Raw genomic sequence first — 22,452 nt, 5'->3', positions numbered from 1 at the left:
GGATCCGGTCCCTCCCGGAGCAAAGCATGGCTGATACCGACGCGAAGCGCGCGGTCGTCGAAGAGGTGATGGAAGCGGTGATGGCGGGAGCGGGCGGGACGATCGCCCGGCATTTCGCTCCCGGCGCCAAAGTGTCCCAGCGTAGCAACGCCGAACAGTCTGACATGCCCTGGTTCGGGCGGATGGAGGGCGAATTCGAGCTTCAGGGCGAGGAACAGGCGCGGGCGTTCTTCGACGAGATGTTCAAGCGCACCACCTATCTCTCCTACGAGTTGCGCGGTCTGGTGTGCGAGATGGACGAAGCGGCCAGCCGATGCGACTGGTCACGCCGGGATGATAAGACCGGGACGCTGATCACCGGGACGACCATGTATTGGTTCACCTTCACCAGCGACAACCGCATACGGTCGATCGAGACGATCGGTTCGATTCATTCCGTCATCCCGTCCCGCAAGGCCGAACCCGTCAGCTAAAGCGACGGCAAAGCACGTTACGCTACAAGATTGGCTCGGCCTCGACCCAGGCCCAGGCTTCCGCCTCCCGCTCCGCCGGAAACGTTCGCATGTCGACATCGAACAGCGGATTCATCGTCGAAATCATCTTGGACATCCATCCGGGCGCGCCGACGATGGCGTAGCGCTCCACCTTCCGCATGGCCCCGAGCTTCATGGGGATCAGACCGCTCTGCATGAGGATGGCCGGATCGAAGCCGCCCAGATGCTTGATGCGACCGAGCAGGCGGACTTTGTCGTGACGGTCGAACAAGGCGTTGATCTCAGCGAGTACGGTCGGGAACTCCGACTCCGAGATCACGCCGTCGACCTCGAAAGCGAGAACGTCGTCCCGCGATGTCGGCAGGAACCGCACCGCCGGGGTATCGGCTTGTGGCAGCGCGGGAAGCTCGGCGGCCCATTTCAGCGCTTCTTCAACCTGCTCCGGAGCAAAGCTCTTCATTTCGAAGTTCGGGAACAACGGGCTGAAGAAGCCGGTCACCGCTCGGGGCCATTCCTTGTCCGAGATCACGGCGCCGCGCCTGAATTGACGGATATGGGACAAAAATTCGAGATCGGCTTTCATTCCCTCGAGCAGAGCGTCGGCATCCATGTCCGAAAGGCCGGTGACGTCGACGCACAGGCTGATGTCGCCATGCCAGCCCAGCATCGTCTCGAGCAGTTCCTTGTAACGCTTGATATCCTCTCCGATGACCTTGCCACTCAGCCGAAATGCCAAAACATGGCTCGGGGCGGCCAGTTGCGCGAACATCGTAATCTCCTTTGCTGCGTGCGTGCGAACAGGGATGATGTCACCGGCGACGCTCCGGCCCTTTGATCGAAAGCAATTCATTTGAACAAAATGCGATAGACTTTTAATCGACGCGTGGACTAGGCTTTCACGACTAGGCTTTCACGACTGGTTTCGTGGTTTGCCCCCGTTGGGGTTCGGTTCGGCGCTTGATTCTCGGCCTGGAGGGTGCCGCGCCTAAATTTTGGGGTTCTTCTGATGCGTCGTCTCGCTGTTTCGCTCCTGCTCGCGACTTTTGCTCTCAGCGCCTGCCAGACCGAGCAGCGGGCCCAAGTGTTGCCGGCTCAGCCGCAGGGCATCGAGGGGCGCTGGGCTTCGATCGGCGGCCCGGTCGCCTATACGGCAACCTTCCAAAATGGCCGTTTCACCTCGGTCGAGCGGGCGACCAACGGTCTCCTGGCCTCCGGCAACTATACCGATCTCGGTCCCGGCCAAGTGAATCTGCTCTACACATCGACCACGCGCAACCAGCAGGTTTCGGCCAACTGCAATCAGGTCGACGCGAATCGCCTTTCCTGCGCGACGTCCAGCGGCAACCGCTTCGATCTCGCCCGCGCCTGAGGAATTTGTCGCAGGGGCAAACGGCCTCGACCCGCTTCACCCTCCGGCAAAATTTCCTATATCCCGGTCTCCACCGAGGGCCGTCCGCAGGCCGCAACCATACCGGGGCCGTTTACCGGGTGACACGGTCGCGGCTACGTGCGGTTGGCCAGGCGATGAGCCAAGCAAGATTTTGCTCCCGCGAGACTGTGCAAGGACGCGACGATGACTGCCCTGACCAAGACGATCGCCGAGCGGGCGATCGGCCCCCTCCCGGCGGGCCACCCGCAGGTCAAACAGCCGAAGGTCGGCGTTCTCCTGGTCAATCTCGGCACGCCCGACGGCACCGATTTCAAGCCGATGCGGCGTTATCTGAAGGAGTTCCTCTCCGACAAGCGGGTCATCGAGTGGCCGCGCGCCGCTTGGTATCCGATCCTCTACGGCATCGTGCTCAACACGCGGCCGAAGAAATCCGGCGCCGCCTATGCCCAGATCTGGAACAAGGAACGCAACGAATCGCCGCTGCGGACCTTCACGCGGGCCCAGGGCGAGAAGCTGGCGGTGCGCATGGCCGGCGACGCCTCGGTCGTCGTCGACTGGGCCATGCGCTACGGCCAGCCCTCGATCGCCGAGCGCACCGACGCCCTTCTGGACCAGGGCTGCGAGCGCATCCTGGTCTATCCGCTCTATCCGCAATACGCCGCCTCGACGACGGCAACGGTGAACGACAAATTCTTCCAGCACATGATGGGTAAGCGCTGGATGCCGGCCGTGCGCACGGTGCCAGCCTATCACGACGAGCCAGTCTATATCGACGCGCTCGCCCGCTCGATCGAAACCCATCTCGCCGGTCTCGATTTCGAGCCGGAACGCGTGATCACCTCCTATCACGGCATTCCGCAGAGCTATTTCCGCAAGGGCGATCCCTATCACTGCCACTGCCAGAAGACCTCGCGGCTACTGGAGGAGCGGCTCGGCTGGCAGCCCGGCCGGCTGATGACCACCTTCCAGTCCCGCTTCGGGCCGGAGGAATGGCTGCAGCCCTATACCGACAAGACCGTCGAGGCATTGGCCAAGGAGGGGATCAAGCGCATCGCGGTGCTCAATCCGGGCTTTGTCTCCGACTGCCTTGAGACCTTGGAGGAGATCGCCGGCGAGGCTGGCGAGATCTTCCACGAGGCCGGCGGCGAGAAGTTCAGCCACATCCCCTGCCTCAACGATTCCGAACCGGGCATGGACGTCATCGAGGCGATGGTGCGGCGGGAACTGAGGGGCTGGCTCGACTGAGCCCGATTGGCCGCATGGGCGGAAGATCGCTTGCGTCGCGCACCGCCTGACGCGATAGTCGCACACCGGTCGGTGATACGGGTCCGCGCCGAGCGACACCGTCCCGAGCGGATGGAGGTGACATGCTCTCGGGCTCTGGAATTTTCGTCCTCGTTCTTCTGTTCTTCGCGATCGTCGTCCTGTTTTCGACGGTCAAGACGGTGCCGCAGGGCTATAACTACACGGTCGAGAAATTCGGCCGTTACACCCGCACCCTGACGCCGGGCCTCAACATCATCCTGCCGTTCATCGAGCGCGTCGGGCGCAAGCTCAACATGATGGAGCAGGTGCTGGACGTGCCGACCCAGGAGGTTATCACCCGCGACAACGCCTCGGTCGCGGCGGACGGCGTCGCCTTCTATCAGGTGCTCGACGCGGCGGCCGCCGCCTACGAGGTCTCCGGGCTCGAAAACGCCATTCTCAATCTCGTCATGACCAATCTGCGCTCGGTCATGGGCTCGATGGATCTCGACGACCTTCTGTCGAACCGCGACGCGATTTCGGAAAAGATCCTGCGGGTTGTCGATCAGGCAGCCAGCAGTTGGGGGATCAAGATCACCCGCATCGAGATCAAGGACATCAACCCGCCGAAGAACCTCGTCGATTCCATGGCCCGGCAGATGATGGCCGAACGTGAGAAGCGCGCCGAAATCCTGGAAGCCGAAGGTTCGCGCAATGCCGCGATCCTGAGGGCCGAGGGCGAGAAACAGTCGCAGATTCTGCAGGCCGAAGGCAAGCGCGAGGCGGCATGGCGCGAAGCCGAGGCGCGTGAGCGGCTGGCCGAGGCCGAGGCGACCGCCACCCGCGTCGTCTCCGAGGCGATCGCCGCCGGCGACATCCAGGCGATCAACTATTTCGTCGCGCAGAAATACACCGAAGCCCTCGCCAAGATCGCCTCGGCGCCCAATCAGCGTGTCGTGCTGATGCCGCTGGAAGCCTCGTCTCTGATCGGCTCGATCGCCGGCATCGCGGAGGTCGCCCGCGCCACCTTCGGCGAGTCCGGCCAGGCCGCTTCGCGAACTACCCCGCGCGTACCCGCAAGCGGTAACCGGGCTCCAGATTCGCCGATGGGACGGAGCGAAGCGTGAGCGTCATCATCGAGGCACTGTCGGACTATGGCTGGTGGATTCTCGGCCTCGTTCTGCTCGCGCTCGAAGTCGTCCTGCCGGGTGTTTATCTGCTTTTCTTCGGCATCGCGGCGCTGATCGTCGGCATGAACACCCTGTTTCTCGGCACCGGCGGCTGGTTCGGCTGGGAACAGCAGGTTCTCGCCTTCGTCGTGCTGTCGGCCATCAGCGTCTATCTCGGGCGGCGCTGGTACGGCTCGAAAAGCGAGGCCGGCGGATCCGGTTTGCTCAACCGCCGAACCCGCCGTCTGATCGGCCGCGAGGCGGTATTGACCCAGGCGATCGTCAACGGTCGCGGCCGCGTCGCCATCGAGGATAGCTGGTGGAGCGTCGAGGGCCCGGATCTGCCCGAGGCCAGCCGCGTGCGCATTATCGGCGCGACGGGATCGGTTCTGACGGTGGAGCCTGTCCAGCCACTCTGACGGGCCGTTTGCCGTGCCCCGCAGTCAGGCGACGCCGATCCGCAACAAATCGTGCAGATGCACGATCCCGACCGGTCGCTTTTGGCGCACCACCATCAAAGCCGTGATGTTGAGGCTGTTGACGATGTCCAGCGCCTTGACGGTCAGGGTTTCCGGCTCGATCGTCTTGGGGTCGCGGGTCATCACCGCGTCGACCGTCTGCCTGAGAAGGTCGTCGCCCAGATGCCGGCGCAGATCTCCGTCGGTGACGATGCCGGTGAGGCACCCATCTGGATCGACCACGGCCACGCAACCGAAACCCATGCGCGACATCACGATGATCGCTTCCGACATCGGCGTGCCGGACGGAACCAGCGGCATCGCCTCGCCGACATGCATGATGTCGCCGACATGCATCAGGCTCGCACCCAGCTGACCACCGGGATGGAAGACCCGGAAGTCGCCCGGCGTGAAGCCGCGACGCTCAAGCAGCGCGACGGCAAGGGCGTCGCCGAGCGCCACTTGCAGCGTCGTCGAGGTAGTCGGAGCCAGGCCGTGCGGACAGGCTTCGGCGACCCGCGGCAATGTCAGCGCCTCGTCGGCCTCGCGTCCGAGCGTCGAATCGGAGCGGGACGTGACCGCGACGAGCGGAATACGGAAGCGCCGTGAATAGGCAACGATCCCCTTCAGCTCGGCGGTCTCCCCGGACCACGACATGGCGAGGATGGCATCGTCCCGACCGATCATGCCGAGATCGCCGTGATTGGCCTCGGCCGGATGGACGAAGAACGCCGGGGTACCGGTCGAGGCGAAGGTTGCCGCGATCTTGGCGCCGATATGCCCGCTCTTACCAACGCCGGTGACGATCAGCCGGCCCTTGATGCCTTGAATGATATCGAGAACGCGCTCGAACGGCGCCGCCATGCCGGTCTTCAACAGACCCGCCAGCGTCATCAGCCCCTCGGCTTCGGTCTCGATCGTGCGCACGGCGGACTGCGCGCCGAGGCGCGCGCCGACGTTGTCAGGCTCGGGTTTGGGAATCACGTTCGTCGCATGCTCCTGTCGGGCTCCGCCATAACGGCTCCATCACCGTCGATCGCAGACCGTTGGGGCCAGATGATGACATGTGCGGGCATTCCAAGTCCACGACGGGGTGCGCCCCCCCCCCCGGTAACGCCTTCTTAACCATGAAAATTTACCAATCGGCAAGCTCGGGTTTTGCCGCGCGTGCTCGCAGAAGGTGCAGACGACGCCGCGATGGTTTGGACATTCCACCGATTCCGATTGACGCTGGCCACCGCCGCTCTTGGCCTTGCCTCGTCTTTCCCATCCGGGCTAGGCCCGGTGGCGGCTTTCGGGCAGACGCTTTCCATGCCGGAACTTCGGACCGATGGGGAACTGCTCGGATCGCGGGGTCTCGATGGCTTGCGAACCAATACCCGCACCCTCGGCAGCGCGTCCCAAGAATTGAATGCCCCGGCTCCAACATTGCGTCCGCGAGACCGTCCGTTGCTCGACGAGGCCTTGGAGCCTCCGGCCAGCGAGCCCCCGAGGTCGATCCGGGAGTTCAACCTGTTCGACGGACCTGCGACCAAGGCGGACGCACTCGACACTACGATCCTTCGCGCGCGCCCGGCCGAACCGGTCAAGCCCGTGGATTCGCGATCCGTCCGCGTTGACGACGCTGCGAAAGATCAAGCCGCGCAAGACGAACTGCGCCGGCAGAACCGCCGTCCGTCGACCCGCCTTCAACCAAGCAACCCGCCGCTCGCCGCGGGCGTCGCCGGCGAAGCTCTGGCCGCTGATTCCAGCCTGCGGACCAACCGGCCGGCCGAGGCCATCGGCCGCATTATCCGCCGCCACGAGGCCGATCCCTTTGCGCCCGTCGGCATCCGCGCCGGCAGCCTGATACTCTATCCCGAGCTGATCCAGACCCTTGGCGCCTCGACCAATCTCGACAAGATCGCAGGCGGAGAAGGCGGCGTTTTCAGCGAGACGACCATCTCGGCGCGGCTCCTGTCCGACTGGTCGCATGACGAGGCGGAGCTGAACTCGCGTCTCACCTTCCGCCGAAATTTCTCCGGCGAGACCCGCGACGACCCGGAGGCGGCGGTCGATGGTCGATTGCGGTTCGACCTCGACCGCGTCACGACCGCAACGCTGAGGGGCGCGGTGGCGTATCGCCGCGAGGATGTTAGCGAAATCGACACCACCCTGCGCAATTCCGACCGCCCCGAGGTCCTCAACGCCTCGGCCTCGGCGCAACTTCAGCGCGATTTCGGCCGGCTGCGCGTCACCGGCACCGGAACCGCCGCCCGCGAGGCCTATTTTGGCCTGCCCTCGGGTTCCCCCGACCAGAGCTACACGACGCTCACGGCGGGGTTGAGAACAGGCTACGAACTGTCGCCGGCGCTCACGCCCTTCATCGAGGGCAGCGTCGGTTGGCGTTTGTTCGACGATTCGAACAACGGGGGGCCGAACGATGTCGAGCGGGATTCGCTGCTTCCCTCGCTGCGCGCGGGTCTGGCGCTGAACCTCACCGAGAAGCTGACTGGTGAGATCGCCGCAGGTTACGCCTGGAACCTGCCGGACGATCCGGCCGTCGAGGCGACCGGCACGCCAACCCTCGACGCCAATCTCGTCTGGTCGCCGCGACGCGGGACGGACATCACGATCGCCGCCCGCACCGCTTTCGATCCTGACACCACAGGCCAGTCCACCACGACATCCTACGAAGGGTCCATCGGCCTGCGGCGCGTGCTGACGGCGCGGGCCGACCTCACTGCGGCCCTGAGCGCCGAATACAGCGATTCGACGCTTCCCCAGGCCGACGAGACCACCCTGACCGGCGAGACCGGCATCACCTACTGGCTCAACCGAACCCTCGCCTTCACCGGCCTCTACAACCATCAGGAAGTCTATGCGCAATCGCCTGGCGGCGACTACAGCGCCGATACGATTCGTCTCGGTGTGAAGCTGCAGCGCTAAGAGGCCAGACGAGCGACATCCACTATTTTGCCGCGACGGCCTCGCCGTTCGGCTCCACCGTATGAATCAGCCGTTCGATATTATCGATCACCTTTTCCCGGATATCCGGGCGCCACAGGGCGAAGGCGACGTTGGCCTCGACAAAACCTTCCTTCGACCCGCAGTCGAAGGTCCGGCCGGCAAACGGATACGCCGAGAATTCCTGGCGGCCCGCCAGTTTCAGCATTGCGTCGGTGAGCTGGATTTCGTTGCCGGCGCCTTTTTCCTGGGTCTTCAGGATGTCGAAGATTTCCGGCTGCAGAATGTAGCGGCCCGAAATGTAGTAATTCGACGGCGCGTCGGCGGGCTGGGGTTTTTCCACCATGCCGTCGACACGGAAACCGGCCCCGACCGCCTCGCCCTCGCCGACGATGCCGTATTTCTGCGTCTCGTTCGGATCGCATTGTTCGACCGAGATCACATTGCCGCCGGCGGTTTCGTAAAGCTCGACCATCGCCGCCAGACAGCCCTTTTCCGCCTGCATGATCATGTCCGGCAAAAGCAGCGCGAACGGCTCGTTGCCGACGAGCTCGCGGGCGCACCAGACCGCGTGCCCGAGGCCGAGTGGCGCCTGCTGGCGGGTGAAACTCGCCGTGCCTGGCTTCGGCTGCAAATCGTCAAGCAGCGCCAGTTCCACCGACTTGCCGCGTTCGGCCAGGGTGTTGGAAAGCTCGACCTGGATGTCGAAATAGTCCTCGATGACCCCCTTGTTGCGGCCGGTGACGAAGATCAGGTGCTCGATCCCGGCCTCCCACGCCTCATCGACGACGTACTGGATGACCGGCCGATCGACGACCGTCAGCATTTCCTTCGGAATGGATTTCGTCGCCGGCAGGAAGCGCGTGCCAAGACCAGCGACAGGAAAGACGGCTTTTCTGACTTTTTTCATGATGGCTTGGTCCTCGGATTCGTGGCGACATGTCGCGAATAGGCCGCTGGGTGGACGTCGTTATTTGAGCATCCCGCCGCCTTTTCGCCGTGAAATAGCGAAACAACTCGGCAAAACCAGTCGACCGCCGGTTCGCGACCCTGCGGAGTGGTGAACGAACTCTTAACGACCTCGCCGTAGTCTTCCAACCTCGCTCAGCCGAATGAAATGACCAAGGAGAAGACACATGCAACGAATGACCGGACCCCGCTTGAGATGGCTCGGATCGGCCCTCGTCGCGGTGGTCGTCTCGATCTTTCTCGCGGCCCCGGCCTTCGCCGATGCCGGTTTCCAGCGGTGGATCCAGAATTTCGAGAGCGTTGCCGCGAAGAATGGCGTCAGCCGCAACGTCTATCGCGCCGCGTTCGCGGGCGTCACGTCGCCCGATCCGGATGTTCTTGAGAAAGCGCGCTACCAGCCTGAGTTCAAGGACACGGTGTGGGACTACGTCGACAACCGCGTCAACGACGAGCAGGTTGCCAAGGGCCATGCGATGCGCGCCAAATATGACAGCTGGCTCGATCGCATCGAAAAGCGTTTCGGCGTCGATCGCGACATCCTTTTGGCGATCTGGTCGATGGAGACAAATTACGGTCAGATTCTCACCCGCGACGACGTGATGAAGAGCTTGCCGCGCTCGCTTGCCACGCTTGCCTATCTCGACAAGCGCCGCGGCAAATTCGCGCGTCAGCAGCTCATCGCGGCGTTGAAGATCGCCCAGGCCGGCCAAGTCGCTCCGGACAAGCTGATCAGCTCATGGGCTGGTGCCATGGGCCACACCCAGTTCATCCCAACCAGTTACCTCGCCTACGCCGCTGACATCGACGGCGACGGTCGCGCGAACATCTGGGAATCGGTCCCCGACGCGCTCGCCACGGCTGCCAATCTCTTGCGCAAGAATGGCTGGCAGCCTGGCAAGACCTGGGGTTACGAAGTGGTCGTTCCGGACCGCTATCGGGGCAAGCTCGAGCGCGACAACCGCAGCCTGGGTGAATGGCAAAGCCTTGGATTTCTGCGGCCGAACGGGAAGGGTTTCCCCAATCCCTCGGACAATGCCAATCTGGTTCGTCTGGCCGGCGACAACGGACCGGCGTTTTTGATGACGAAGAACTTCTTCGTCCTGAAAAGCTACAACAACGCCGACAAATATGCGCTCGCCGTGGGCATGCTCGGCGACCGGATCGGCGGATATGGTGGGCTCTATCGCGACTGGCCGCGTGGTTACACGCCGCTTTCCAGCCAGGAGCGCTACGAACTCCAAAAGCATCTTGCCTCCAGAGGCCTTTATGACGGCAAGATCGATGGTAAGATCGGTTCCGGATCGAAATCGGCGATCATGTCGTTACAAGGTAGGGCCGGCATGGCGCAGGATGGCAATGCGTCCAAGGCACTGTTGGAGTTCCTCCGACGCAACTGACCCCAGAGCGGGAAGTAGAGGCCCCATGATGGCACGGCAGGCGACGATGGCAGGATGGCGGCGGGCGCGCTTGGCCTTCGTCGCAAGCTTGGCCGGTCTCGCGATCCTGATCACCGGGTTGGCACCCGCAAGCACCGCCTCGGCCCAAGAGCGCCCACGGACCGTCCTGGAGATGCTGTTCGGCGGTGGTACGCGCGCCGTGCCGGAACGCCGCGTCATTCGCAAGAAGGTGATCCGTAAGAAGAAACCCTCGGCGCGCAAACCGGCCACGGCCAGCAGAAAGGCCAAGGTTCAGCGGAAGGCGCGACCGAGTTCACCCAAAAAGCCGCAACGTGCGAGCCAGAAGGCGACGACGCCTGCCAGTATCTCGCAGGTCGCCGAGAGCGAGCAGACACCCAAGGACGCCAATGCCCAGAAGGTGCTGGTAGTCGGCGATTTCCTTGCCGATTCCCTCGCTGATGGCCTCAACGCGATCTATGATGACAACGAAATGGTCACGGTCGAATCCCGGATCAACGGCTCGTCCGGGCTGGTGCGTGACGACTTCTATGACTGGCCGAACAATCTGGGTCCGATCATCGACGAAGAAAAGCCGGCGGTGCTCGTCATGATGATCGGGTCCAACGACCGGCAGCCGATCGAAATGGGATCGGGAACGCTGTCGCCACGATCCGAGACTTGGACGACGGAGTACGAAAAGCGCATCGGTGAAATCGCCGAGATCGTGAAGAACCGCAATGTGCCTCTGATCTGGGTCGGAATGCCGTCGTTCAAATTTGAGCGGATGAGCGAGGACATGGTCTTTCTCAACGATCTCTACCGCAAGGGCGCGACGAAGGTTTCCGGCCAGTTCGTCGATATCTGGGAAGGCTTCGTCGACGCGAATGGCAGCTTCGTCTATTCGGGTCCAGGGGTCAGCGGCCAACAGGTGCAGCTTCGCAATTCCGACGGCATCACTATGACCGACGCCGGCGACGACAAGATGGCCTTTTTCGTGGAGCGCGCCATCGCCCGCGTCTTGAAGAACTCCGCCTCTCCCTTGATCAGCCTGTCAGACGAACAGTTGCCGAACATGCAATTGCCGCCGCTCGGCAATGCCGCCAACGCGGTGAGCGCGGCGCCCATGTCCATCGATGACCCGGCACTCGCTGGGGCCGAAACGCTTCTGGGCGGCGGAGCGACCAGCGGCTTCACGCTGGAGCCATCGCCGCGCGACCGCCTCATCGCCGGCAACGGAACCGGAGACGTGCAAGGCCGCGCCGACAATTTCGCCTGGAACGAAAAGACCCGCGCCGTGGTGCCGGAGGGGCCGCCGATTGCCTATCGCGGCTCGCTGGACCTGAACGCCGTTCGCGCCTCCGAGGGCATCAAGCCGCCGGAAGAAATGCCGTCGATCGTCGATGCGATCATCCAGGATTGGGCCGACGATAACCAGGCCGCCAAGGGCGACGCCCCGGCCAACTGACTGCGATCAACGAAGCGCGGCGCGGCGAGTGACGCGCGCGATAGATCACAGGGTATCGAGGCCATTTTTCGCCGTCACCGCGGCAGGGTTGTCTCGCCCATCAGGTCGAGATCGATCGCCCGCGCCGCCTGCCGGCCCTCCCGGATCGCCCAGACGACCAGGGACTGGCCCCGCCGCGTATCGCCAGCAGCGTAGAGCTTGTCCACCGACGTCAGATAGCGGTCGTCGTCGGCCGCGATCGAGACGTTGCCGCGCCGGTCGGTGCGGGTCGCCAGGGCATCGCCCGCGTCGCGCATGAAGCTGTCCATGAACGGACCGGCGAAGCCGATGGCGATGAAGGCGAGATCCGCCTTGATGACGAACTCGGTTCCGGGCAGCGGCTTGCGTTGCTCGTCGACTTCCGCGCACTCGACGCCGGTCAGAATGCCGTCCTCGCCGACGAATGCGAGCGTCGCGATCTGGAATTCGCGGATCGCGCCTTCCGCCTGGCTCGACGAAGTCCGCATCTTGGTTGCCCAATAGGGCCAGACTTCGAGCTTATTCTCGGTCTTCGGCGGCTGCGGGCGAATGTCGAGCTGCGTCACCTTGACCGCGCCCTGGCGGAAGGCCGTGCCGACGCAATCCGATGCCGTGTCGCCGCCGCCGACCACGACGACATGCTTGCCACCGGCCCATATCTCCTCGCTGGGCCAGCCGACGCTGGCGATATTCTCATTGGCGACCCGGCGATTCTGCTGCACGAGATAGGGCATCGCATCGTAGATACCGGTCAGCCCCTCGTCGGGAATCCCGGCGTCGCGCGGGCGCTCGGCGCCGCCGCAGAACAGCACCGCGTCGTATTCGGCGGTCAGTTCCTCGACCCGCTTGTCCTTGCCGACATTGACGCCGCAGAAGAAGGTGACCCCCTCGCCTTCCATCTGCGCGACGCGCCGGTCGATCCAGTGCTTCTCCATCTTGAAGTCCGGAATGCCGTAGCGCATCAGGCCGCCGGGACGCGATTCCCGCTCGAATACATGCACGTCATGGCCAGCGCGGCCAAGCTGCTGCGCGGCGGCAAGACCCGCCGGCCCGGAGCCGATGATCGCGACTCGCTTGCCTGTCTTGGTCTTGGCCGGTTGCGGCTTGATCAGCCCAAGCTTGTGCGCCTTGTCGGCCAGTGCCTGTTCGACCGTCTTAATCGCCACCGGCACGTCTTCGAGGTTCAGCGTACAGGCTTCCTCGCAAGGCGCCGGGCAGATACGGCCGGTGAACTCGGGAAAATTGTTGGTCGAATGCAGGTTGCGGATCGCCGTCTCCCAGTCGCCCTGGTAGACGAGATCGTTCCAGTCCGGGATCTGGTTGTGGATCGGACAGCCCGTCGGCCCGTGGCAATAGGGAATGCCGCAGTCCATGCAGCGCGCCGCCTGCTTGCCGACTTCCTCGTCCGACATCGGCAATGTGAACTCGCGGAAATGGCGAATGCGATCGGATGCCGGCTGATACTTGTGCGTCTGCCGATCGATCTCGAGAAATCCGGTTACCTTGCCCATGCCGTCACTCCATTCTTCCAGCTCGTCTCAAGCCGGGAGCACTTCCTGGAACGAAGCCCGAGGAGCGCGCTGTCGCCCCACTCCGGACCCGGTTCAATCTGAATACAGGCGCCGCCGAGCCGGAGCCACTTTGCCTGCGCTGATGCCGCATTTCCCGTGGAAAGTCGACCATCCGGGGGGCTGCCGACGGTGCCGTGCGGCTCTGGCACACGCGACAACACCGGTTCGTCGGCTGGATGGAAAGACGCTGAGAAAGTCGCTACTCCGCCGCCACGCCCATGCGCATGCGCTCCATCTCCTGCAGCGCCCGGCGGTACTCGACCGGCATCACCTTGACGAATTTCGGCCGGTGAACCTCCCAGTTCTCCAGCATTTCCGCCGCCCGGCCCGAGCCGGTGTAATGGAGATGATTGGAGATCAGCTGGAACAGCCGCTCGTCGTCATGGCCGGTCATGTCCGAGGAAACGTCGACACGGCCCTTATAGGCAAGGTCGCCGCCATGGTGATGCAGCTTCTCAAGGAGATCGTCCTCCTCGGGCACCGGCTCCAGATCGACCATCGCCATGTTGCAGCGCTCGGCGAAGTCGCCAACCGCATCGTAGACATAGGCGACGCCGCCCGACATGCCGGCCGCGAAGTTACGGCCGGTCTCGCCAAGGATCACCACAAGGCCACCGGTCATGTATTCGCAGCCATGATCGCCGACACCCTCGACAACCGCGATCGCGCCAGAATTGCGGACCGCGAAGCGCTCGCCGGCGACGCCCCGAAAATAGCATTCGCCCGAGATCGCGCCATAGAGCACGGTATTGCCGACGATGATCGACTCCTCCGGCACGACGCGGGAGTTGGCGCGCGGCTTGACGACGATGCGGCCGCCCGAGAGCCCCTTGCCGACATAGTCGTTGCCGTCGCCGGTCAACTCGAAGGTTATACCGCGCGCGAGAAACGCGCCGAAGCTCTGTCCGGCGGTGCCGCTGAGCTTCACCGTGATCGTATCGTCGCGCAGCCCCTTCAGGCCGTAGCGCTTGGCGACTTCGCCCGACAGCATCGCCCCGGTCGAGCGATCGACATTGGTGATCGGCGTTTCGATCACCACAATCTGCCGCGCCGTCAGGGCCGGTTCGGCCTCGACGATCAGTTTACGGTCGAGAATATCGATGATCGGGTGCTCCTGACGCTTGGTCCAGCGCAGTTCCTCGGCCGGCGCGTCCGGCTTGAAGAACACCTTGGAGAAGTCGAGCCCCTTGGCCTTCCAGTGGTCGATCATCTCCTTGCGGTCGAGCAATTGCGACTCACCGATCAGTTCGGACAGATGGCGCACGCCCATCTCCGCCATGATCATGCGAACCTCTTCCGCCACGTAGAAGAAGAAGTTGATCACATGCTCGGGCGTGCCCTTGAAGCGCTTGCGCAGGACCGGATCCTGCGTCGCGACGCCGACCGGGCAGGTGTTGAGGTGGCACTTGCGCATCATGATGCAGCCGGCAGCGATCAGCGGCGCCGTCGAGAAGCCGAACTCGTCGGCGCCGAGCAGCGCCCCGACGATGACGTCGCGACCGGTCCTGAGACCCCCGTCGACCTGCAGGCAGATGCGCGAGCGCAGGCCGTTCAACACCAGCGTCTGCTGGGTCTCGGCAAGGCCCATTTCCCAGGGGCTGCCGGCGTGCTTGATCGAGGTCAGCGGTGAGGCGCCAGTGCCGCCGTCGTAGCCGGCGACGATGATATGGTCGGCGCGCGCCTTGGCGACGCCCGCCGCGACCGTGCCGACGCCGACCTCGGATACCAGCTTCACCGAAATATCGGCCGCCGAATTGACGTTCTTCAGATCGTAGATCAGCTGCGCCAGATCCTCGATCGAATAGATGTCGTGGTGCGGGGGCGGCGAGATCAGGCCGACGCCGGGCGTCGAGTGCCGGGTCTTGGCGATGGTCGCGTCGACCTTGTGGCCAGGCAGCTGCCCGCCCTCGCCGGGCTTGGCCCCTTGCGCGACCTTGATCTGCAGCATGTCGGCGTTGACCAGATATTCCGTCGTCACGCCGAACCGGCCCGATGCGATCTGCTTGATCGCGGAGCGCTCCGGATTCGCCGAGCCGTCGCGCAGCGGCGTGAACCGGTCGGATTCCTCGCCGCCCTCGCCGGTGTTCGACTTGCCGCCGATGCGGTTCATCGCCCGGGCCAGCGTCGTGTGTGCCTCGCGCGAGATCGAGCCGAAGCTCATCGCCCCGGTGCAGAAGCGCTTGACGATGTCCTTGGCCGGTTCCACCTCGTCCAGCGGCACCGGCGCACGCCCCGCCTCCTCGGCGGCCTTGATGCGGAAGAGGCCCCGGATGGTGGAGTTTTGGACAGCGGACTCGTTCACCATCTTGGCGTAGTCCTGGTACTTCTCCCAGGAATCGGTCCGCACCGCGTGCTGCAGCGTCGCCACCGCGTCAGGCGACCAGATGTGGCTCTCGCCGCGCATCCGGTAGACATACTCACCGCCGATCTCTAGCGACCGGGCCAGCACCGGATCGTCGGAGAAGGCGCGGGCATGGCGCTCGGCCGTCTCGCGCGCCACCTCGTCGAGGCCGACGCCTTCAATGGTCGTCGCCGTACCGGTGAAATACCGCTCGACGAAGTCCGTCTGCAGGCCGACCGCATCGAATATCTGGGCGCCGCAATAGGACTGGTAGGTCGAGATGCCCATCTTGGACATCACCTTCAAAAGCCCCTTGCCCACCGACTTGATGTAGCGGGTGACGACCTCGTTCGGATCGACCTCCGGCGGGAATTCCTGGCGCCGGTGCATCTCGAGCAGCGTGTCGAAGGCGAGATAGGGGTTGATCGCCTCGGCCCCGTAGCCGGCCAGGCACGCGAAGTGATGGACCTCGCGCGGCTCGCCGGATTCGATCACGAGCCCGGCCGCCGTACGCAAGCCCTTGCGGATCAGGTGGTGATGGACCGCCGCGCAGGCGAGCAGCGCCGGGATCGGAATCCGGTCCGGGCCGACCTGGCGGTCCGACAGGATGATGATGTTGTAACCGCCGACGACCGCCGCCTCGGCACGTTCGCACAGCCGATCAAGCGCCCCCGCCATGCCCGCCGCGCCGCTTTCTGCCGCATAGGTCATGTCGAGCGTCTTGGTGTCGAAGCGATCCTCGGTATGGCCAATATTGCGGATTTTCTCGAGGTCGCCATTTGTCAGGATCGGCTGGCGAACCTCCAGCCGCTTGCGGCGCGAGGAGCCTTCCAGATCGAAGATGTTCGGCCGCGGCCCGATGAACGAGACCAGGCTCATCACCAATTCCTCGCGGATCGGGTCGATCGGCGGATTGGTGACCTGGGCGAAGTTCTGCTTGAAATAGGTGTAGAGCAGCTTCGAGCTGGACGACATCGCCGAGATCGGTGTGTCGGTGCCCATCGAGCCGATCGCTTCCTGGCCGGTGGTGGCCATCGGCGCCATCAGCGTTCGGGTCTCCTCGATCGTGTAGCCGAAGGCCTGCTCGCGATCGAGCAGCGAGACGTCGGAGCGCGACGCCCGCGGCGCCACCGGCTTCAAATCTTCCAGGATGATCTGGGTGTTCTTCAGCCAGTCACGATAGGGGTGCGCGCCAGCCATCTCGCGTTTGATCTCGTCGTCGGAGACGATCCGGCCCTTTTCGAGGTCGATCAAAAGCATCCGGCCCGGCTGCAGCCGCCACTTGGTGATGATCCGCTCTTCAGGGATTTCCAGCGTTCCGGCTTCCGAGGCCATGATGACGAGATCGTCGTCGGTGACGACGTAACGCGCCGGGCGCAAGCCATTGCGGTCGAGCGTCGCACCGATCTGCCTTCCGTCGGTGAAGGCCACGGCCGCCGGCCCGTCCCAGGGCTCCATCAGCGCCGCGTGATATTCGTAGAAGGCCTGCGTATCCTTCGCCATCTGCTTGTTGCCGGCCCAGGCTTCCGGGATCAGCATCATCATGGCGTGGGCGAGCGGATAGCCGCCCTCGGTCAGGAACTCCAGCGCGTTGTCGAAGCAGGCTGTATCCGACTGACCCTCGTAGGAGATCGGCCAGAGCTTGGAGATATCGTTGCCGAACAGCTCCGAATCGACCGATGCCTGACGCGCCGCCATCCAGTTGACGTTGCCACGCAGAGTGTTGATCTCGCCATTATGGGCGACCATCCGATAGGGATGCGCGAGCTTCCAGGACGGGAACGTGTTGGTTGAGAACCGCTGGTGAACGAGGGCGAGCGCGCTGGTGAAGCGCGGGTCCGTCAGGTCGGCGTAGTACGGGCCAAGCTGATAGGCCAGGAACATTCCCTTGTAGACGATCGTCCGCGAGGACAGCGACACCACGTAAAAGCCGATGTCCTCGCCCTTGGCCTCCGAATAGACGCGGTTCGAGACGACCTTGCGCAGGATGAAGAGCCGACGCTCGAAATCGTCGGCGGTCACCGATGCGCTCCGCGCGATAAAGATTTGCCGATGCACGGGCTCCGTCGCGACGATCTCGGGCGCCTGGGAAAGCTGATCGTTCGACACCGGCACGTCGCGCCAGCCGAGCACCGTCTGGCCTTCCTCGCGCGCCACGTCCTCGAACACCGTCTCGATGTGGCGCCGCTGTTCGGCGTCCCTCGGCATGAAGACATGACCCACGCCGTATTCACCGGGCTCCGGCAGATCGACGCTCTGAGCCGCCATCTCCTCCTTGAAGAAATCATGCGGAATCTGGACGAGCATTCCCGCCCCGTCGCCCATCAGCGGGTCTGCCCCGACCGCGCCGCGGTGGGTCAGGTTCTGGAGGATCTGCAAGCCCTTCTCGATGATCGAGTGGGACTTTTCGTTCTTCATATGGGCGATGAATCCGACGCCGCAGGCATCGTGTTCGTTGCGCGGGTCGTAGAGCCCCGTCCGTCCGGGCGCCGTGCGCGGTTTGATCGCGGCGGCGACGTCGGTGGTCGAGACTGCTGTCTCGAAGGTTTCGGCGTTGGACAGATTCGTCATCGCGTCGTCTCCCGTCGTCGCGGCGCCGGCGTTCAGCCGCGCCCGTGTCTTCGTCCGGCCATTTGCGGCCGCACTTTTGGGCCCGGTTCGGCGTGGCCCTCGGGGTATGTCCCCGCGTCCGGCCGCCGCCCGAGCATTCAATTTCAGCCGGCTTGTCGCACGACCTCTGGCGTCAGGATAGAACCCGGCCGCGTCTTTTAGGCGCGAAGCGCGCGCCCGGACGGCACATTTGCATCATATTATGACAGCAGTGCTGTCCTATCGGCGGCAATATGGCAGAACGATCGCGGATCGGCAAGAGCCTGTCCAGGTTCCGGGTCAACGGGCCCGGCAAACCGAGGGACATTCGACGTTCAGCCTGCTAACGGTGAATGGAGCTGGCGCGGCCAAGCCTGGACAAGCGCAGACGCGGCAAATGGGAAAGCAGGATTTGCAGGATCTCAATATGGAAGCCATTTCCGCCACCGACATCGTCGATACGATCACCAACGGCCTGCTGGTCCTGGACACCTCCCTGACAATCGCCTCCGCCAATCGAAACTTCTATTCGACATTCCATACGACGCCCGAGCGGACAATCGGACAGCGGCTTTTCGATCTGGGAAACGGGCAGTGGGACATTCCCGAACTACGGCACCTTCTGGAGCGGCTGATCCCCGAGAACCAAGTCGTCGAAGGCTACGAGATCGCGCATGAATTTCCCGATATTGGCCTGAAGAGCATGCGGCTGAACGCCCGCAAGGTCTATCGACCCGGTAACGATGTCGAGTTCTTTCTGCTGGTCATCGAGGATGTCACCGAGCTACGCGCGCAGCAACGGGAGGCGGAGCGGAATTTCCGACTGGCCCAGAACATCGTCGACACGATCCGCGACCCTCTGGTGATCTTGGAGTCCGACATGACGGTCGTGACGGCAAGTCGCGCGTTCCTGCGACTGTTCGATGCCTCGGCGGATCGGGTCGTCGGGCGTTCACTACGAAGTCTGGGGCAAGGGCAATGGGATGTGACAGCCCTGACGCGGTTGCTTGATCGCGTGGTGCCGGACGACACACCCGTCGACGGCTTCCTGCTCGAGGACGAATTTCCCGGCCTTGGCCGACGAATTTTCAAGATCGACGCACGGAAGATCTTTCGTCCCGGCAATCATGTCACGCGATTGCTGGTGGTCTTCGAGGATGCGACCGACGCCACACTTCTCGATCGCCACCGCGAGATGCTCGCCGGCGAACTCGCTCATCGCATCAAGAACAACCTGCAGTTGATTTCCGCCTTCGTCGCCTTCGAGCTTCGCCGTGCGGCGGAGCCCTGCCGGGAAGGCTATCGCGCCATGCAAACCCGCATTGGCGCTGTTGCCGAACTCTATGACGTAATTGCCCATTCCAGCGCATTGGGCCCCGTGTCGATGCCGGACTACCTCGATGGCATCGCAAAGAGCATTCGATCGAGCCTGCTCGCTGAGGATTCGGGCATCCGAATCCACATCGAAGCGGAACCGCTCTCTATCCAGTCCGATCATGCCGTCCCGCTGGGCCTGATCCTCAACGAGCTGTCGACCAATGCGATCAAACACGCCTTTCCAGCCGGGAAAGGCGAGCTGACGATGGGGTTCCGGCTGCGGGACGGCGAAGTGGTCATGACCGTTCACGATAACGGTGTCGGCATAACCCCGGCGGGTGAAAGTTCCGGGCTCGGCTCACGCTTTGTTGACGCGTTCGTCAAGCAGATCGGCGGCACCATGGCTATGGGCTCCGGCTCGAACGGAACCACCGTAACCGTGCGCCTGCCGAACACCATCTTGGCCGATTCATAGAGCCGGCCGACGCTTTTCGTCGTCGGCAACGGGAGCGGATGTCAGACGATCTCCTCGACCTTCGACTCGGCCTCTCGCGCCTGCCGAATATCGATTCCGCTCCGCCACAGAAACAACAGGCCGATCACGACCATCAACGCGATGGTGAGAACGTGGTTGAACAGGATCATCGCCAGCGCCTGCTCGTCGGGTACCCCGAGCAGCTTCAACGCGAAGCCGGAGCCGATGACGAAACCGCCGGGGACGCGGACAAACCGGGCCAGCACCAGAGCAAAACCCGCGAAAATCATCAGGAAAAGATAGTCGAGCGGAGCCAGCACGATACCGACCGCCAGACCGGCCCAGAGGAAATGCGTCACCGCGATGAGCTTCATCACCACGCTGGCCAGCACCGCCCCGATCTGGCGGTTGCGATCACGCGGCCAGACGATACCGTCGCGAACCGCCTGCCTCAGCCCGTCGAGCCGCCCCCGCCCCCTGGCGGCCAGCCAGTCGATGCAGCGGCTGAGCCGAGCGTTCTCACGGCCCAGCGGCGAGCGCCCGATGAAAAGCAGGTACAACAGCCCGGAAAACAACAGGAGGTTCAGGCCGCCCGCGACCGCGAGCCCCATCCTCACATCGCCGTCGACATCCGGAGTTCGGCCGGCCAGCGCCACGAAAGCAGCGAGCAACGCGAAGACGATTCCGTCCAGGAATCGCTCGATCGCCGATGTCATGAGCACGCTGGCCATCCGTAGCCCCTCCAGCCGCGCGATGAGCCATGAGCGCACCAGCGGGCTGACGCCGAGCGGAACGACAATCGCGACCCCGTAGCCCGCCATGATCGCCCCGAACAGCCTGACGGTCGAAATCGGCTTCAGATCGAACAGGATCTGGCGCCATTTCCAGCCGCGGGTCAGTTGCTCGAGCAGGATCGTTGCCGCCAGCATGACCAGCCAGCCCATGTGAGCGGTCGCGACCGCCGACAGAAATCGACCAACGTCAAGGCCCCGGTAAAGCCAGAACAGGGTTGCGAGCGCGACGGCGGCCCCGATCACCGGAAGCACCCAGCGGAGAAATATGCCCGGGCCCTTGCCAGTCGTCATGGATTTCGCGGTCGCCATTCGGTGCTGCTAGCATCCCGATGCGAGCTTGGGCACGACAAATCCGTCCTCGCGGAGATCAGACACGCGAAGGTGAGCGGATGTCATCGCCACCGGCAAGCCAAGGGAAGCGGTCGCCGCCATCTCCAGCTTCGTCATGAACCTGTCTTGCCCTTGGCGACGCGGCGCGATACGGCACCGCCATGATTTTCGCTTCCGACAACTGGTCCGGCGCCCATCCGGCGATCAATTCGGCACTTTCCGCCCATGGCGACGGCATGGCCGCCGCCTATGGCGCCAGTGACCTCGACAAGACCGTCGAGCGCCGCTTCGACGAGATTTTCGAACGCGAGGTGGCGGTGTTTTTCGTCGGCACCGGCACGGCCGCCAACTCATTGGCATTCGCCGCCGTGAACCGGCCGGGCGGCGTCGTGCTCTGCCACCGCGAGGCCCATGTCATCGAGGACGAGTGCGGCGCGCCGGAATTCTTCACCCATGGCGCCCGCCTGGCACCGATCGACGGGGCCGACGGCAAGATCGATCCGCTCAACCTCCAGCGCGAGATTGCCCGCTTCAAGCCGGATTTCGTCCATGCGGGTCAGCCGATGGCCGTGACGATCAGCCAGCCGGGCGAAGCAGGCACACTCTATTCGGGCGACGAGATCGAGACGATCGCCCGCATCGCCCATGCCCGCGGCCTGACGCTGCACATGGACGGCGCGCGCTTTGCCAACGGCCTCGTCGCCACCGGTCTGACGCCGGCCGAGATGACCTGGAAGCGCGGCGTCGACATCCTGTCCTTCGGCGCCACCAAGAACGGCTGCTGGTGCGCCGAAGCCGTCGTCTTCTTCGATCCGGACAAGGCTCGCCAGTTTCCTTACATCCGCAAGCGCGGCGCCCAGCTATTTTCCAAGACGCGCTTCGTCGCCGCCCAGTTCATGGCCTATCTCGAGGACGATTTGTGGCTCGACCTTGCGGGCCACGCCAATCGCATGGCCGATCGCCTGCGCGCCGGAATCGACGCGAGCCCGCACGCGCGACAGGCGTGGGAGACCCATACCAACGAGAGCTTCGCCATTCTCGATTCCGGTCTCGCCGAGACTTTGCGCGGCAAAGGCGCCGTGTTCTACGACTGGAATCCGCCACATGGGGTGCACGACCTCGTCGGCGATGACGAGACCCTGGTTCGCCTGGTGACCAGCTGGTCGACCGCGGAAGCTGAGATCGACCGCTTCTGCGATCTGATCGCCTAGTGGTCCGATTTCGACATTTGCATCCCGCTTGGAGCACCCTGGCAAGCAAATGTCGAAATCAAAGGACCACTAGCAACTTTATGACTCTCGTGGATTTTTCAAATTTGACATTTGATTTCGAGTCCGCCGCACGTGGGTATCAAATGTCAAATTTAATCCACTAGAGCATCCGGCGAATAATTTGAATCGACGGGTTCCCATTTGATGTTCGGTTTGATTCTCTGTGAGCAGGAGGTGCTTCATGGGAAAGGCTGTTTCATCAGATTTGCGGGA

15 protein-coding genes and 1 pseudogene are annotated in these 22,452 nt (G+C 63.6%); 10 read left to right on the top strand and 6 right to left on the bottom strand.

Going from position 1 to position 22,452, the window contains the following annotated elements:
* Nucleotides 1-26 precede the first annotated feature (26 nt).
* Nucleotides 27-473 carry a nuclear transport factor 2 family protein gene (locus VQ045_RS09780; protein WP_327623374.1) on the top strand — a complete coding sequence of 149 codons (447 nt, stop codon included), beginning with the start codon at nucleotides 27-29 and terminating at the stop codon, nucleotides 471-473.
* A gap of 22 nt (nucleotides 474-495) precedes the next feature.
* Here the strand turns inward: VQ045_RS09780 and VQ045_RS09775 are convergent, their stop codons facing one another.
* Nucleotides 496-1,263, bottom strand: a complete 768-nt coding sequence (locus VQ045_RS09775; protein WP_327623375.1) for an STAS/SEC14 domain-containing protein — start codon at nucleotides 1,261-1,263, stop codon at nucleotides 496-498.
* 237 nt (nucleotides 1,264-1,500) lie between these two features.
* Between VQ045_RS09775 and VQ045_RS09770 the strand changes: the two genes are divergently transcribed.
* The 4 genes from VQ045_RS09770 to VQ045_RS09755 all read left to right on the top strand — a co-directional run bounded on the left by VQ045_RS09770 (nucleotide 1,501) and on the right by VQ045_RS09755 (nucleotide 4,717).
* The gene (locus VQ045_RS09770; protein ID WP_327623376.1) at nucleotides 1,501-1,863 is read left to right on the top strand and encodes a hypothetical protein; all 363 of its coding nucleotides are present in this window, start codon (nucleotides 1,501-1,503) and stop codon (nucleotides 1,861-1,863) included.
* Nucleotides 1,864-2,067: 204 nt separating this feature from the next.
* Nucleotides 2,068-3,129 carry a ferrochelatase gene (gene hemH / locus VQ045_RS09765; RefSeq protein WP_327623377.1) on the top strand — a complete coding sequence of 354 codons (1,062 nt, stop codon included), beginning with the start codon at nucleotides 2,068-2,070 and terminating at the stop codon, nucleotides 3,127-3,129.
* A gap of 122 nt (nucleotides 3,130-3,251) precedes the next feature.
* Nucleotides 3,252-4,256, top strand: a complete 1,005-nt coding sequence (locus tag VQ045_RS09760; RefSeq protein WP_327623378.1) for an SPFH domain-containing protein — start codon at nucleotides 3,252-3,254, stop codon at nucleotides 4,254-4,256.
* Nucleotides 4,253-4,717 carry an NfeD family protein gene (locus VQ045_RS09755; RefSeq protein WP_327623379.1) on the top strand — a complete coding sequence of 155 codons (465 nt, stop codon included), beginning with the start codon at nucleotides 4,253-4,255 and terminating at the stop codon, nucleotides 4,715-4,717. The genes VQ045_RS09760 and VQ045_RS09755 overlap by 4 nt, the downstream gene beginning before the upstream one ends.
* A gap of 24 nt (nucleotides 4,718-4,741) precedes the next feature.
* Here VQ045_RS09755 and VQ045_RS09750 read toward each other — a convergent pair whose 3' ends face one another.
* Nucleotides 4,742-5,737 (bottom strand): KpsF/GutQ family sugar-phosphate isomerase, encoded by a 996-nt coding sequence (locus VQ045_RS09750; protein WP_327623460.1) that lies wholly within the window; start codon nucleotides 5,735-5,737, stop codon nucleotides 4,742-4,744.
* Between the two features lie 468 nt (nucleotides 5,738-6,205).
* Here VQ045_RS09750 and VQ045_RS09745 point away from each other — a divergent pair, with 468 nt between their 5' ends.
* The gene (locus VQ045_RS09745; protein ID WP_327623380.1) at nucleotides 6,206-7,684 is read left to right on the top strand and encodes an outer membrane beta-barrel protein; all 1,479 of its coding nucleotides are present in this window, start codon (nucleotides 6,206-6,208) and stop codon (nucleotides 7,682-7,684) included.
* Between the two features lie 22 nt (nucleotides 7,685-7,706).
* Here VQ045_RS09745 and galU read toward each other — a convergent pair whose 3' ends face one another.
* Nucleotides 7,707-8,612 carry a UTP--glucose-1-phosphate uridylyltransferase GalU gene (gene galU, locus VQ045_RS09740; RefSeq protein ID WP_327623381.1) on the bottom strand — a complete coding sequence of 302 codons (906 nt, stop codon included), beginning with the start codon at nucleotides 8,610-8,612 and terminating at the stop codon, nucleotides 7,707-7,709.
* A gap of 235 nt (nucleotides 8,613-8,847) precedes the next feature.
* Between galU and VQ045_RS09735 the strand changes: the two genes are divergently transcribed.
* Together VQ045_RS09735 and VQ045_RS09730 are read left to right on the top strand one after the other, a co-directional pair.
* Entirely contained in the window at nucleotides 8,848-10,068 is a 1,221-nt protein-coding gene (locus VQ045_RS09735; protein WP_331829995.1) for a lytic murein transglycosylase, read from the top strand.
* Between the two features lie 25 nt (nucleotides 10,069-10,093).
* Nucleotides 10,094-11,533 carry an SGNH/GDSL hydrolase family protein gene (locus VQ045_RS09730; RefSeq protein ID WP_331829962.1) on the top strand — a complete coding sequence of 480 codons (1,440 nt, stop codon included), beginning with the start codon at nucleotides 10,094-10,096 and terminating at the stop codon, nucleotides 11,531-11,533.
* Between the two features lie 74 nt (nucleotides 11,534-11,607).
* Here the strand turns inward: VQ045_RS09730 and VQ045_RS09725 are convergent, their stop codons facing one another.
* Both VQ045_RS09725 and gltB read right to left on the bottom strand, forming a co-directional pair.
* Entirely contained in the window at nucleotides 11,608-13,062 is a 1,455-nt protein-coding gene (locus VQ045_RS09725) for a glutamate synthase subunit beta (protein WP_327623383.1), read from the bottom strand.
* A gap of 259 nt (nucleotides 13,063-13,321) precedes the next feature.
* Nucleotides 13,322-17,944, bottom strand: a pseudogene (gltB, locus tag VQ045_RS09720) (glutamate synthase large subunit); the annotation flags it as partial.
* Nucleotides 17,945-18,479: 535 nt separating this feature from the next.
* On the opposite strand from gltB, the gene VQ045_RS09715 reads away from it, so the two are divergent.
* Nucleotides 18,480-19,844: a sensor histidine kinase gene (locus tag VQ045_RS09715; protein WP_331829961.1), complete on the top strand. Its 1,365-nt coding sequence runs from the start codon at nucleotides 18,480-18,482 to the stop codon at nucleotides 19,842-19,844.
* 41 nt (nucleotides 19,845-19,885) lie between these two features.
* Here VQ045_RS09715 and VQ045_RS09710 read toward each other — a convergent pair whose 3' ends face one another.
* Nucleotides 19,886-20,947, bottom strand: coding sequence for a lysylphosphatidylglycerol synthase transmembrane domain-containing protein (locus VQ045_RS09710; protein WP_331829960.1), 1,062 nt, complete (start codon nucleotides 20,945-20,947; stop codon nucleotides 19,886-19,888).
* A 182-nt stretch (nucleotides 20,948-21,129) separates the two neighbouring features.
* On the opposite strand from VQ045_RS09710, the gene VQ045_RS09705 reads away from it, so the two are divergent.
* Nucleotides 21,130-22,179 (top strand): threonine aldolase family protein, encoded by a 1,050-nt coding sequence (locus VQ045_RS09705; protein ID WP_331829959.1) that lies wholly within the window; start codon nucleotides 21,130-21,132, stop codon nucleotides 22,177-22,179.
* The last annotated feature ends 273 nt before the right edge of the window (nucleotides 22,180-22,452 follow it).

It is taken from the genome of Aurantimonas sp. E1-2-R+4, assembly GCF_036549515.1.
Taxonomy (GTDB): domain Bacteria; phylum Pseudomonadota; class Alphaproteobacteria; order Rhizobiales; family Rhizobiaceae; genus Aurantimonas; species Aurantimonas coralicida_A.
Note: the sequence above shows the minus strand (reverse complement) of the source record. Positions and strands in the feature narration are given on the sequence as shown.